General features: G+C 43.8%; 12 protein-coding genes. 8 read left to right on the top strand and 4 right to left on the bottom strand.

Features of this window, described 5'->3' with window-relative positions; all coding sequences use genetic code 11:
- Positions 1-462: 462 nt before the first annotated feature.
- The 6 genes from RG959_RS23075 to garD all read left to right on the top strand — a co-directional run bounded on the left by RG959_RS23075 (position 463) and on the right by garD (position 7,170).
- A complete protein-coding gene (locus RG959_RS23075) occupies positions 463-1,824 on the top strand; it encodes an MFS transporter (protein ID WP_342799154.1) in 1,362 nt (453 codons plus the stop codon).
- Positions 1,825-1,858: 34 nt separating this feature from the next.
- Entirely contained in the window at positions 1,859-3,217 is a 1,359-nt protein-coding gene (gene gudD / locus RG959_RS23070; RefSeq protein ID WP_342799153.1) for a glucarate dehydratase, read from the top strand.
- Between the two features lie 153 nt (positions 3,218-3,370).
- A complete protein-coding gene (locus tag RG959_RS23065; protein ID WP_342799152.1) occupies positions 3,371-4,075 on the top strand; it encodes a FadR/GntR family transcriptional regulator in 705 nt (234 codons plus the stop codon).
- A gap of 104 nt (positions 4,076-4,179) precedes the next feature.
- On the top strand, positions 4,180-4,548 hold the full coding sequence (locus tag RG959_RS23060; RefSeq protein WP_342799151.1) for a hypothetical protein: 369 nt from the start codon (positions 4,180-4,182) through the stop codon (positions 4,546-4,548).
- 167 nt (positions 4,549-4,715) lie between these two features.
- Positions 4,716-5,534, top strand: coding sequence for a hypothetical protein (locus RG959_RS23055; protein WP_342799150.1), 819 nt, complete (start codon positions 4,716-4,718; stop codon positions 5,532-5,534).
- Between the two features lie 100 nt (positions 5,535-5,634).
- Positions 5,635-7,170 carry a galactarate dehydratase gene (gene garD / locus RG959_RS23050; RefSeq protein WP_342799149.1) on the top strand — a complete coding sequence of 512 codons (1,536 nt, stop codon included), beginning with the start codon at positions 5,635-5,637 and terminating at the stop codon, positions 7,168-7,170.
- Positions 7,171-7,463: 293 nt separating this feature from the next.
- On the opposite strand, the gene RG959_RS23045 is transcribed toward garD, so the two are convergent.
- The 3 genes from RG959_RS23045 to RG959_RS23035 all read right to left on the bottom strand — a co-directional run bounded on the left by RG959_RS23045 (position 7,464) and on the right by RG959_RS23035 (position 9,606).
- Positions 7,464-7,589 (bottom strand): hypothetical protein, encoded by a 126-nt coding sequence (locus RG959_RS23045; protein WP_342799148.1) that lies wholly within the window; start codon positions 7,587-7,589, stop codon positions 7,464-7,466.
- On the bottom strand, positions 7,558-8,538 hold the full coding sequence (locus tag RG959_RS23040; RefSeq protein ID WP_342799147.1) for an aldo/keto reductase: 981 nt from the start codon (positions 8,536-8,538) through the stop codon (positions 7,558-7,560). The genes RG959_RS23045 and RG959_RS23040 overlap by 32 nt, the downstream gene beginning before the upstream one ends.
- 81 nt (positions 8,539-8,619) lie before the next feature.
- Complete coding sequence (locus RG959_RS23035; protein ID WP_342799146.1) at positions 8,620-9,606, bottom strand: aldo/keto reductase; 987 nt, start codon at positions 9,604-9,606, stop codon at positions 8,620-8,622.
- Positions 9,607-9,778: 172 nt separating this feature from the next.
- On the opposite strand from RG959_RS23035, the gene RG959_RS23030 reads away from it, so the two are divergent.
- A complete protein-coding gene (locus tag RG959_RS23030) occupies positions 9,779-10,696 on the top strand; it encodes an AraC family transcriptional regulator (protein ID WP_342799145.1) in 918 nt (305 codons plus the stop codon).
- A gap of 301 nt (positions 10,697-10,997) precedes the next feature.
- Here RG959_RS23030 and RG959_RS23025 read toward each other — a convergent pair whose 3' ends face one another.
- Entirely contained in the window at positions 10,998-12,059 is a 1,062-nt protein-coding gene (locus RG959_RS23025; RefSeq protein WP_342799155.1) for an NAD(P)-dependent alcohol dehydrogenase, read from the bottom strand.
- A gap of 411 nt (positions 12,060-12,470) precedes the next feature.
- Between RG959_RS23025 and RG959_RS23020 the strand changes: the two genes are divergently transcribed.
- The gene (locus RG959_RS23020) at positions 12,471-12,971 is read left to right on the top strand and encodes a hypothetical protein (protein WP_342799144.1); all 501 of its coding nucleotides are present in this window, start codon (positions 12,471-12,473) and stop codon (positions 12,969-12,971) included.
- Positions 12,972-13,148 lie beyond the last annotated feature (177 nt).

The following is a 13,148-nucleotide window of genomic DNA, read 5'->3' as shown; positions in this document are numbered from 1 at the left end:
GCTGATTGTTTTTGGTAAATGGTGCAATCGGGAATCCTAAAATCCCGGTCGGAGCCTGACGATTTTGATTCATGGTAGATCCTCCTTGTGTTGTTTGTTTTATTGTAAGACAAATTGTTTTATCGGTCAACTTTAAATTTTATTTTCTGAAAATTTGATTAGAAATGCCGGCTTCCTTCAGATAATATGGTACTTTTTTCTAAAAAAATTGCTTACAAAACTATCACAAAAGTTGTTGACAAACAATTTTATTTGTCTTACTATTGGACAAAATTAAATAATTTGAATTTTACAAAAGGAGGGTTGCTTTTGATGGAGACAATTCTATAGTATGGAACTATTAAATTTACTTATTTGAAAGCGGTATCAGAAGTTGAATATTTTAAATACCTATTGAACTATTAAATTTACTTATTTAAAAGCGTTATTAAAAGTTGAATATTTTGAAAAGGAAGTGTGTATATGGCTAGTCCAGAAAAAATCCTTCAGCCCTCTCCAATAGCTCCAGGCGCTCAGAAAAAAACGCGCGTACGCTGGTTTATTGTTTTTATGCTGTTTGTTGTTACCGCCATCAACTACGCTGACCGCGCTACTCTCTCGATCGCAGGACCTGAAATGTCGAGTCAGCTTGGCCTTGATTCTGTCATGATGGGATACGTTTTCTCTGCTTTTGCATGGTCCTATGTAGCCGGACAAATTCCTGGTGGCTGGCTGCTAGACCGATTCGGTTCAAAGAAAGTATACTTTTGGAGCGTCTTTATATGGTCAGTATTTACTCTTTTACAAGGATTCATCGGATTTTTAGGCTCTGCCGGAACAGCTATCGTGGCTTTATTTGCACTCCGGTTTCTCGTTGGATTGGCAGAAGCTCCTTCTTTTCCTGCCAACAGCCGGATCGTTGCTTCCTGGTTTCCAAGCCATGAACGCGGCACCGCGGCAGCTACCTTTAACTCAGCGCAGTATTTTGCAACCGTTCTCTTCGCACCTATTATGGGTTATATTGCATATAAACTCGGCTGGGAATATGTTTTCTACTTTATGGGAGCGGTCGGAATTATCGTTGCTTTTATCTGGATGAAAGTAATTCACAGTCCAAAGGAACATCCGCGGATTAACGAGGCCGAGCTTGCTTATATTGAAGAAGGCGGCGCCCTGACAAATATGGATCAAACAGACACAAAGAAGGAAAAAAAGAAAGGCATCAATTGGCACCAGGTTAAACAGCTGCTGACAAACCGGATGCTCCTGGGTGTGTACCTTGGCCAGTATTGTATTACGACGCTTACGTATTTTTTCCTTACCTGGTTTCCGGTTTACCTTGTTCAGGAAAGAGGCATGACCATTCTTGAAGTTGGTTTTGTCGCTTCCCTGCCTGCGATTTGCGGATTTGTCGGTGGAATTTTAGGCGGAACGTTTTCAGATTTCCTGCTTCGCAAAGGTTGCTCTTTAACGGTTGCCCGGAAAACACCAATTGTAGTTGGCATGTTATTGTCTATGACGTTAGTTGCCGCAAATTATGTGGATACACAATGGGTTGTGATCTTTGTGATGGCACTTGCCTTTTTCGGTAAAGGGTTTGGGGCGCTTGGCTGGGCAGTTGTCGCAGATACCTCGCCAAAAGAAATGTCCGGCGTCAGCGGCGGCCTTTTCAATACATTTGGCAACATTGCCGGTATTACGACGCCGATCATTATCGGCTACATTATTGCCACAACCGGTTCATTTAACGGGGCGCTTGTTTTCGTCGGTGCCAATGCATTAGTCGCGATTTGCAGCTACCTGTTCCTTGTGGGTGAAATTAAGCGGGTTGAATTAAAATCGTAATCTATTATCTTAATTTGAATAGGAGAGAAAAAATATGAACACTCAATTAATCCAGGAAAACGTCCAGACAGGTACGCCTATTATTACAGAAATGAACGTGGTTCCCGTTGCAGGCCATGACAGCATGCTCCTGAACTTAAGCGGAGCTCACGCCCCTTACTTTACGCGTAATATTGTGCTGCTGAAAGACAATGCAGGGAATGTCGGTGTGGGTGAAGTCCCGGGCGGCGAAAAAATCCGCCAGACGCTTGAAGATGCACGTGAAATTGTGGTCGGCCAGTCTATCGGCACCTACAACAATATTTTAAACAACGTACGCCGTCAGTTTGCAGACCGGGACGCAGCGGGACGCGGCTTGCAGACGTTTGACCTCCGCATTACGATTCATGCTGTAACCGCTTTAGAAGCGGCCCTTCTCGACTTGGTTGGAAAATACCTTGGCGTTCCAGTTGCCGCCCTTCTGGGTGAAGGACAGCAGCGGGACAAAGTGGAAATGCTGGGCTATCTCTTTTACGTAGGAGACCGGAACAGAACGGATCTGGATTACCGGAACGAAGCAGAGGCAGAGGATGACTGGTTCCGCCTCCGCCATGAAGAAGCGTTAACTCCTGAAGCCGTTGTCCGTCTCGCAGAAGCGGCTCACGCCCGCTATGGCTTTAACGACTTTAAATTAAAAGGCGGCGTTTTACGCGGCGAAGAAGAAATTGAAGCCGTCACCGCACTGGCAGAACGGTTCCCGGAAGCGCGCATTACCCTGGACCCGAACGGCGGCTGGCTCTTAAAAGACGCCATCCGCTTATGCCGGGACCAGCACCATGTGCTCGCTTATGCAGAAGATCCTTGCGGAGCGGAAGGCGGCTTCTCGGCCCGTGAAGTGATGGCTGAATTCAGACGTGCGACAGGACTTCCTACTGCTACAAATATGATTGCCACAGACTGGCGGCAGATGGGGCATTCCATCCAGCTGCAGTCGGTTGATATTCCGCTGGCAGATCCCCATTTCTGGACGATGCAGGGTTCTGTCCGCGTCGCGCAGATGTGTCATGATTGGGAACTCACATGGGGATCTCATTCGAACAACCATTTTGATATTTCACTGGCTATGTTTACGCATGTGGCAGCTGCCGCCCCTGGAAAAATCACCGCTATTGATACACACTGGATCTGGCAGGATGGCCAGCGCCTGACAAAAGAACCGTTTAAGATTGCAGGTGGAATGGTCGATGTTTCAACAAAGCCAGGACTTGGTGTAGAGATTGATATGGAGCAGCTGGAAAAAGCCCACCAGCTGTATAAAGAAAAAGGACTTGGTGCACGCGATGATGCACTCGCTATGCAGTATTTGATTCCAGGATGGACGTTTGATCCGAAACGCCCTTGCTTTGTTAGGTAAGTTCTTTTTAGTGAACGCGCCCTCTTCATGAGCGGCGCATTCACCGTTTTCCCGGATTGCTTTGTCGTCTCCTGAGCCAAAGCAATCAGTCTACCATATGATTAGTCCTACAATATGATTATATGCGGAATGATACAGAAAAGAGGTGAAACAATGAATGCTTCAGCAAGAAAGCTTGGGGTTCAATCAGTGAACCGCAATACTCTTTCAAAACAGGTAGTAGAACGGATTGTACAGCTGCTCATCAGCGGACAATTGAAAGCCGGTGACAAGCTTCCCCCTGAAATGGAACTTATAGAAGAACTGGAAGTGAGCAGATCGGTATTGCGGGAAGCTCTTAGTGCCCTTGAAACACTTGGCGTTATTACCCGAAAAACGAGGGAAGGAACTTTTTTTAACAATAAAGTCGGCACCCACCCTTTCTCTGTTATGCTGGCGCTGGCGACCGATAACTTACCCGCTATCATTGAAGCGCGCATGGCACTGGAGTTAGGACTTGTAACTATAGCTGCTGAGAAGATAACAGACGAACAGCTTGCAAGATTAAAAGCAACAATCGATGCGATTGCCAACAGTAATGATGATGACTATGGTAATGCGGACAAAGAATTTCATTTGATTATTGCCCTAAGCGCTAACAATCCAGTTCTTGAAGGAATGATTGACTCTCTTTTAATCACTCATAATAGAATTAATAGTTTAATTCAAATTAGAGAGCGTGAACGGACTTTAGAGTACCATAAAGCGATTTATGCAGCTCTCGAGTCGCGAAAACCTCAAGAAGCCTTTATCCATATGTATCAGCATCTTGATTTTGTCCGTAAAAAAGTCCTTCAGTACTCCCTTACACAAGAATAAAGCTTTTAATGATATTGACAGGCAAAAAGATTATTGTGGAAATGATACACTGCTACTTTTTCTAATATGTAATCCAATATATAAGACTGCTAGAAAATGAGTTGATGCAAATGAAGCAAGGGATGGCTATTTTTTTAGCTCTTAGCTATATCATCATGACCTTTTACCAACCCGTTTGGTTTCAATGGCTGGTCTCTTTTACGGTATTTACCTTTATTCTTGTTTCAATCCCTTCATTAAAAGGAATGACCGCTAAATTAATGGGAGAACTCGCTGCATTGACCGTTTTACTGCTCATTGGCCAGGAAAAATGGATAAATGTAATTATAAGCGGGGCTCTTGTCAATCTAACTATCGTTGCGATCTTTGTTCTTACCCCTATCCTTGGGATTCCGTTTCGTACAGGGGGTTACTTGAGTCCTTACGATCTATCTTATATAAAAAAAGAAACAGTGCCTCGTTTTTCTATATAAGTACTGCTTTTTTAACCCACCTTCTTGGTGCCGTTATTAACGTAGGTGCAATTTCAATCAATTATTATTTATCAGGCGCATCCAATGTAAAATCGAATCGTCTGATTGCAAATGCACTGAACGGGGGCTTTGCCGGAGCGGTTGCATGGTCACCATATTTTGTCGCTATGGCGCTTGTCATCAGCCAGCTGCATATTAAGTGGACTTCAATCGCTTTATATGCAATTGGGTTTTCCATTCTTTCTTTTCTTGTCGGCTTTTTGCTGGAAGGAAAAGTAATAAAACGTGAAGAAGAGCGATTAAGCGAGATGGAGACGGAAGAAGAAGCTGTTCCCACTCTCCCTGGGACACGCCGTATATTATTTGAACTTATCTCACTCCTGTTTGTGACAACTGGCACCGTTTTACTTATTGAACATTTTACGTTTGTTAATATGATTGTTGCGATCGGCTTTACTGCGTTGTTTTTCCCTGCGATTTGGTGTTTTTTCAAAGGAACCACCCCTCTTTACAAAGAGGAAGTAAAAAAACATATTATGGTCACTTTGCCGAACTTAAATCAGGAAATTTCCTTATTTTTGCTGGCTGGCCTGTTCAGTTCCGCTTTTGTTGCCTCAGAGTGGAGCGGAATGCTTGTTGAGGCGTTCAGCAGTGTGTTCGGTCATTCCCCTGTAATGATGACAATCATACTGTCTATCATTATTGTCGGAACAGCGATGGGCGGCCTTCATCCAATTATTGTCGTTACCATATTAATTACAAGTATTAAACCAAGTGATTTGAATTTTTCCATCCATTATTTTGCGATTGCTCTTCTCGGCAGCTGGAGCATTTCAAATGTTTTATCACCAGCGACCACTGTTAATAATTTAATTGCTCACTCTTTAAGAGAAAAACTTATAAACATTGCAATCAGGTGGAACTGGGTATATGGATTCATTATGGTACTTTTACTCCCATTCTACTTATATCTCGCCGGGTTATGAAAATAAAGCAGAATACTTTTTTCTAGGAATATGCGTATTACTTTATGGACAGAGTGATATCTTATCTAAGCACGAAAATGCTTACAAGGAGACGATTCTGATGGAGACAAAAAGCATGCAAGCTGTTGAACCACTTTATATCAAAGTTAATGAAACAGACAATGTGGCCATTATTGTGAATACAGGCGGATTAGACAAAGGAACACATTTTCCAGACGACCTTGAATTGAAAGAAAGAGTTCCTCAGGGACATAAAGTAGCTTTAACAGATATAAAGGAGAACGAGCCTATTATTCGCTACGGTGAAGTGATCGGGCATGCGCTAAAAACAATCGAAAAAGGCAGCTGGGTTGAGGAATCATTAGTCAAAATGCCTCAATCTCCAAAACTGAGTGAATTACCGTTAGCAACTAACATACCGGAAACTCTGCCCCCTCTTGAAGGATATACATTTCAAGGATTTCGCAATGAAGATGGCAGTGTGGGAACGAAGAATATCTTAGGCATTACAACAAGTGTTCAATGTGTAGTGGGTGTGCTGGATTTTGTGGTAAACCGCATTAAAAAAGAGCTTCTGCCGAAGTATCCTAATGTTGATGATGTTGTTGCCCTAAACCACAATTATGGCTGCGGAGTGGCGATCAATGCCCCTGAAGCGGTTATTCCTATTCGTACAATTCAAAACCTGGCGAAACACCCGAATTTCGGTGGCGAAGCCTTGGTTGTGGGCCTGGGCTGCGAGAAACTTTCGCCAATGAGAATCAACCCAAACGGGAAAGAATCTGATATTATTTCACTTCAGGAGCAGCCAGGATTTGCGGGCATGGTTCAGTCCATTATGGAGATGGCCGAGGAACGATTGATAAAACTAAACCGCAGGCAGCGTGAAACATGTTCGGTTTCTGAACTGGTTATCGGCACGCAATGCGGGGGAAGTGATGCATTCTCAGGTGTAACGGCTAATCCGGCAGTCGGCTATGCTGCGGATTTATTAGTTAGAGCAGGAGCAACGGTTTTATTTTCAGAAGTCACAGAAGTGCGCGATGCTATTCATCTGTTAACGCCGCGTGCTGTGGATGAAGAAGTCGGGCAGGCTTTAATAAAAGAAATGGACTGGTATGATATGTACCTTGCTTTGGGTGATGCTGACCGAAGTGCCAACCCCTCTCCCGGAAACAAAAAAGGCGGACTAGCCAATGTTGTAGAAAAATCTCTGGGTTCTATTGCTAAATCAGGAAGAAGCCCTATATCAGGCGTACTGGCTCCTGGTGAAAAAGCGACAGAAAAAGGACTGATTTTTGCAGCTACACCCGCCAGTGACTTTGTTTGCGGAACGTTGCAGCTGGCTTCGGGCATGCACCTTCAGGTGTTTACTACAGGAAGAGGAACACCTTATAGCCTGGCTATGGCTCCTGTCATCAAAGTTTCTACACGGAATACATTAACCGAACAATGGAAAGATCTTATTGATATAAATGCTGGAACGATCGCTACCGGGGAAGCGACCATTGAAGAAGTTGGGTGGGAAATTTTCCGGTTCATTTTAGATGTTGCAAGTGGGCACAAGAAAACCTGGGCAGAGCATTGGGGTTTGCATAATGATTTAGCTCTATTCAACCCTGCTCCTATTACGTAATGATGCTAACTTTTAAAAAACAAAACCCGTTGATATTCCAAGCATCAGCGGGTTTTGTTGTAAAGAAATGGAGATTACAAATCGATCTATGGAAATAAGCCTCACTACGGTTTAGGAAAAGCATTGAACCAAATGCCAATTACGACAGAACAAAAATCTGCCAGAAAACGAATGAGTTTTCACAAAATGTAAAGGTTCCTTATAATGAACAGTAAAGGTCACTCAAAAATTGAAGACTTTTGAAAAAAAACTATTCCTACGATATGTCCCTGCTACTGAGCATTTTGGATCACTTAAATGTTTTCTGCATTAATCTCCAGTTTTGAATTTAACGTCGTACTGTCTAACTCGAGCGCAATCAGTTTTACGAGCACTCTTCCCTTTTCATTAAACAGGCCCCACCACAGAATGCGGTACATACGGCTCCTCCAGCAATGCAATTTCTTCAGGTGTTAACTCAATGGATAGAGCAGCTGCCGCACCTTCAAGATGAGACGTTTTGGTAGCGCCGATAATAGGAGCGGTCACTGGTTCTTTTTGCAGCAGCCAGGCAAGTGCGATTTGAATGCGGGGAACGCCGCGTTCTTCTGCAATGGCCGCAACCCGTTCCACAATTAGCCGGTCGGCATCAGCCGTTGCATCGTATTTTGATTTCTGAATTTGATCCGTTTCGGAACGCTGCGTTGTTTCAGCCCAATCACGCGTCAGTCTTCCGGATGCAAGGGGGCTGTAAGGGATTACGCCGATTTTTTCTTCTCGGCAAAGCGGCAGCATCTCCCGCTCCTCTTCGCGATATAGAAGATTTAAATGATTCTGCATCGATACAAACCGAGTCCATCCGTTTTTCTCAGCTGTATGTAATGCCTTTTGGAATTGCCATGCGTACATGGCAGAAGCCCCAATGTATCTTGCTTTCCCAGCCTTCACCACATCATGCAATGCCTCCATCGTCTCTTCGATCGGAGTGTTGTAATCCCAGCGGTGAATTTGGTAAAGATCTACATAATCGGTTCCCAGTCTCTTCAGGCTTTTATCAATTTCACTCATAATGTGCTTTCGGGAAAGTCCGCCGCTGTTTGGCGCTTCACTCATTGGAAAATAAACCTTTGTCGCAAGAACAATTTCATCCCGGCTGGCAAAATCTTTTAAAGCCCGCCCAACGATTTCCTCGCTTGTTCCATCTGAATAAACATTCGCCGTATCAAAAAAATTAATCCCTAATTCAAGAGCTTTTTTAATAATCGGGCGGCTGTGCTCCTCATTCAGTACCCATGGGTGAATCCACCGTTCTGCTACACCAAAACTCATACAGCCAAGACAAAGCCGGGATACATCCAATCCGGTATTTCCAAGTTTCACATATTCCATTTGTTTTTTCCTCGCTTTCCTATTCACTACAGATTTTTTCTTTTGTTGAGCAGACATTCATTGTGTTATGGGAACGTTCAATCAAAGACCCGTCCTTTTTTCCAGTTCCTCAGGGTATCGGTCCCCTGTCAAAGTAATCTTTAATAGTGCAGAGTTTATTTCACGTAACTCTTCAGGCGTAAATTCAATGGCAGCTGCTCCCAAGTTTTCTCCGAGACGATTCAATTTTCGGGTACCTGGGATCGGCACAATCCACGGCTTTTGAGCAAGCAGCCAGGCAAGTGCAATTTGTGCAAGTGTTGCTCCTTTCTGTTCGGCTATCTTTTTAATCAAATCAACTAACGCCTGATTTGCTTCTAGAGCCTCCGGGGTAAAGCGTGGAAGAATACTACGCAAATCGCTTTGAACAAATGTTTTATTCGCGTTAAAGCTTCCAGTGAGGTACCCTTTCCCCAAAGGACTGAACGGAACAAAGCCTATGCCTAATTCTTCTAGAACAGGCAGCAGCTCCTCTTCGGGACGTCTCCACCATATCGAGTATTCACTTTGAACGGCAGTGAGCGGCTGAACGGCATGGGCACGGCGAATCGTCTGCACTCCTGCCTCAGACAATCCCCAATGCTTTACTTTGCCTTCTTGAATCAGCTCTTTTACTGCTCCTGCTGTTTCTTCGATGGGCACGGCTGGATCAACCCGATGCTGATAGTACAGGTCAATGGCTTCTACTTTCAGCCGTTTGAGCGAGCCTTCTACCACCCTTTTAATATGTTCAGGACGACTATTCATGCCGGCCTGTTTTCCAGCTTGAATGTTAAAACCGAACTTCGTAGCAATCACAATTTGATCCTGGAATGGACGAAGCGCTTCACCTACGAGCTCTTCATTCGTGTACAGTCCATACACTTCAGCGGTATCGAAGAACGTCACGCCGCGTTCCACAGCACTTCGAATGAGTGAGATCATTTCCTTTTTGTCTGACGACGGGCCATAACCGTAGCTCATTCCCATGCAGCCGAGCCCGATAGAGGAAACTTCCAGGCTGCTTTTTCCTAATATGCGCTTTTGCATGACGGGTCTCCCTTTCTGTTTGATTACTGGCACTTTTTATTATGTAGCAAATGGAAAAGCAGCCGTTATCCCATTCATGTCAAATGATTGCCTAATCCTCTCAAAGCCACTGACAAAGCTGACGAGCATACATTACAATAGAAGAACAAGGATACAGAATAAGGAGGTTTTTATGTCTGAGCTAGCGTACGAACAGCACGATAAACTGGCTGAAATTATTAAACACTATTCAGGCGGGGATGGAGTTCATAAAACTGCGGTTCCGTCCCTATTTTTCATCAGTGAATCCCATGTTACCGAACCGCATTACGGAGTGTACAAGCCATCTTTTTGTATGATCGTTCAAGGTGAAAAAGAGGTGATGCTTGCACAGGAGCGCTTTATATATAATCCTGCCGATTACCTTGTTGCATCTGTTGACCTGCCGGTTACTGGCCAAGTCATAAAAGCTTCTTCTAATGCCCCGTATCTGGCTCTCAAACTTGAATTTACACCGAAGCAAATTTTAGAGGTTTTAAGTGATTCTGATATTCGAGTTGGCGCGAAAAAAAATACGAAACGGGCAATGTTCGTCAGCCAAATAGAGCCCTCTCTGCTGGATGCAGTCGTCAGGTTAGCCCGCTTGCTGGACAAGCCTGAGGATATCCCGGTGCTTGCACCTCTATTTACAAAGGAAATTCTCTACAGGGTTCTGCAAGGACCGCATGGAAGTACACTCGAACAACTGGCCATAGAAGGAAGCAGTACCGATCGAATCAGAGACGTTATCGAACAAATCACCCATAACTTTGACAAATCTTTTCGGGTTGAGGAGCTTGCGGAAATAGCGAATATGAGTGTAGCTTCGCTTCATAGGCACTTTAAAGAGGTGACAGCGATGAGCCCGATTCAATATCAAAAACAACTGAGGCTGCAGGAAGCACGGCGTTTGTTACTAACCGAGTCAGCGGATGCTGCAGATGCTGCGTTCCGGGTAGGCTACGAAAGTCCGTCGCAATTCAGCCGTGAATATGCCCGCATGTTTGGTTTTCCACCTCGAGAAGATATTAAGCGCCTAAGGGAGAAATATGATCAAAAGATAAATGCATGACTCCCCTGCTTAATGGGAGTCCAACCATTTGGAAAGTGCTTTAACTTTAAATATGGTTTTTTTATTATTTGAATAAAATGCAGATGGTAAAGGTTTAAACTTAACTCAATTTGGTATTTTTCTCGGAGAAACCGCTTTTTGTGTATCGCAGGTCTGCTTAAGAGTATCCATTGACTGGACGAATAAAAAGACCCTTACTACTTAGGTAAGGGTCTTTTTGAAATATTGAGTCAACCCATTAAATGGGTGAATCTATCTTTTATCAGAGCGAATGCAAGATGATAGAAAGTGTCTTCACAAGTTACAAGGTAGCAATGTCAACCACGAATCGATAACGCACATCACTGCGAAGAACGCGTTCATACGCTTCATCTACCTGGCCAGCATTGATGATCTCAATCATTGGGGCAATGCTGTGTTCAGCAGCGAAATCAAGCATTTCTTGTGTTTCACGGATGCCGCCAACTAGAGAACCGGCAATGCTGCGACGGCCCATGATCAAGGAAAATACACTATACTGGTCTGGCTCAGCTGGTGCACCGACATTGACAAGGGTTCCATCCACGCGAAGCATAGATAAATATCCATTCACGTCCAGATTGGCAGATACTGTGTTTAAAATAAGATCAAAACGACCAGCCAGCTGAGTGAACGTATCGGGATCACTCGTTGCAAAGTAATGATCTGCTCCGAAACTTAGGGCTTCTTCTTTCTTATTCATAGACCGGCTCAATACTGTGACTTCAGCACCCATCGCATGCGCAAACTGGATTGCTACGTGGCCAAGACCCCCCATTCCTACAATCGCAACCTTCTTGCCCGGACCGGCGTTCCAGTGTTTTAAAGGAGAATATGTAGTGATACCCGCACACAACAGCGGGCTTGCGACATCCATTTCCAGACTGTCTGGAATACGGACAACGAACCCTTCCGTTACCACAATTTTTTGGCTGTATCCGCCGTATGTTGGGTTCCCATCATAATCTAACGAGTTATAGGTCTGGACAACCCCTTTTGTACAATATTGCTCCTCACCACCCTGGCAGTATTCACATTCTCCGCAGGAATCAACAAAACAGCCAACACCCACACGGTCCCCCACCGTAAATTTTCTCACTTCTGATCCTACGGCTTCCACAACTCCGGCAATTTCGTGGCCAGGCACCATTGGGAACATTCCGCCGCCCCATTCATTGAACGCACTATGAATATCAGAGTGACAGATACCGCTAAACTTAATATCGATTAAGACATCATGCGGCCGCAGCTCTCTCCGCTCAACAGTAGTTTGTTCAAATGGCGCTTTTGCACTCGGGACACTAAGCACGCGGGTCATCGTTTTATTGTTATGATGATTACACATAAGAGACAACACAATCCTTTCCTATTAGCGATCAAAGATGAGAATGCACATTTATTCCCTTCCCTCATATCCAGCTTTCTACACATCTTGAATGGAGATACTTTAATGTACAGGTGTACATTTTTATAAAAGTCCATAGATTGATTCCAACTGTTAAATAACTGAAGTTTGTTCGCTAATGAACAATAAGTTCTAATATGTTTATTATCTTTTAAAAAGGAAAGACATCTCTCACCGTATGTAAAATGACCATTTAATGCATGACTTTTTAAGAAAAGGGTATAGTGAAAACATTGTTTAACGGATTGTTACTTGTATTTTGAAATAGAGTTCCAGCAGCTACTCTCTTGTTGAAGTCCTACCCAGTACATTCTACTAATACCCTGATGATCTATTGGAGGTGTGAATAATATGCCGAATCATGCACTACCTAATCAGACGTTTATGAATCCTGGCGATGTTTGCTCAATGCTCAATCTCAAAAAGTCGACCTTAGATGCTTACGCAGCGATTTTAAAAAATGCTGGCTATCCGTTTCATGTTAATCCAAAAGGAGAGCGTTTATATTTTCATAAAGATGTTATTGTAATGAAACGTTTTATGGAAGTTAAAAAGAATCAACATCTAACAGTAGAACAAGCTGCAAATGAAGTGGTTTCGTGGGCGAAGGATAATGATATGGCGGGCACTGTAATAGAGAAAGAAGATGCCAAACAGCAACATAGCGATGAGATACAAGATCTAAAAGAAACGATAGAAAAACAGAACGAACTGCTTCAAGAATTATCAGCCAAACTGGACCGGCAGCCTCGATCTAGAAAAAGTTCGGAAACTAAAAAAACTGCTGCCACACCGCAAGATAAGAAGAAATCAAACAAATCAATCTTTGACCTTTTCAGCAAAAAGGAATAACCGGGCATACGATTAAAAAAGCTTTTTTCCTGAAAAGTTCAGTACTTCTTTTTATGTAACTGCTCCGAAAAAACAAAAAGAGGACAGCTTTCGCTGTCCTCACTGTTTGCCTGGCGGCGTCCTGCTCTCACAGGGGGAAACCCCCAACTACCATCGGCGCTGAAGAGCTTAACGGCC

The sequence above is a fragment of the Domibacillus sp. 8LH genome, assembly GCF_038806185.1.
Taxonomy (GTDB): domain Bacteria; phylum Bacillota; class Bacilli; order Bacillales; family Domibacillaceae; genus Domibacillus; species Domibacillus indicus_A.
Note: the sequence above shows the minus strand (reverse complement) of the source record. Positions and strands in the feature narration are given on the sequence as shown.

What these genes read in the sequence shown, in the direction of transcription:
- gudD (WP_342799153.1), top strand. Translation starts at nt 1,859, where the DNA reads ATGAACACTCAATTAATCCAGGAAAACGTCCAGACAGGTACGCCTATT.
- garD (WP_342799149.1), top strand. Translation starts at nt 5,635, where the DNA reads ATGGAGACAAAAAGCATGCAAGCTGTTGAACCACTTTATATCAAAGTT.
- RG959_RS23075 (WP_342799154.1), top strand. Translation starts at nt 463, where the DNA reads ATGGCTAGTCCAGAAAAAATCCTTCAGCCCTCTCCAATAGCTCCAGGC.
- RG959_RS23030 (WP_342799145.1), top strand. Translation starts at nt 9,779, where the DNA reads ATGTCTGAGCTAGCGTACGAACAGCACGATAAACTGGCTGAAATTATT.
- RG959_RS23040 (WP_342799147.1), bottom strand. Translation starts at nt 8,538, where the DNA reads ATGGAATATGTGAAACTTGGAAATACCGGATTGGATGTATCCCGGCTT.
- RG959_RS23060 (WP_342799151.1), top strand. Translation starts at nt 4,180, where the DNA reads ATGCAAATGAAGCAAGGGATGGCTATTTTTTTAGCTCTTAGCTATATC.
- RG959_RS23025 (WP_342799155.1), bottom strand. Translation starts at nt 12,059, where the DNA reads ATGTGTAATCATCATAACAATAAAACGATGACCCGCGTGCTTAGTGTC.
- RG959_RS23045 (WP_342799148.1), bottom strand. Translation starts at nt 7,589, where the DNA reads ATGTACCGCATTCTGTGGTGGGGCCTGTTTAATGAAAAGGGAAGAGTG.
- RG959_RS23065 (WP_342799152.1), top strand. Translation starts at nt 3,371, where the DNA reads ATGAATGCTTCAGCAAGAAAGCTTGGGGTTCAATCAGTGAACCGCAAT.
- RG959_RS23035 (WP_342799146.1), bottom strand. Translation starts at nt 9,606, where the DNA reads ATGCAAAAGCGCATATTAGGAAAAAGCAGCCTGGAAGTTTCCTCTATC.
- RG959_RS23055 (WP_342799150.1), top strand. Translation starts at nt 4,716, where the DNA reads ATGGCGCTTGTCATCAGCCAGCTGCATATTAAGTGGACTTCAATCGCT.
- RG959_RS23020 (WP_342799144.1), top strand. Translation starts at nt 12,471, where the DNA reads ATGCCGAATCATGCACTACCTAATCAGACGTTTATGAATCCTGGCGAT.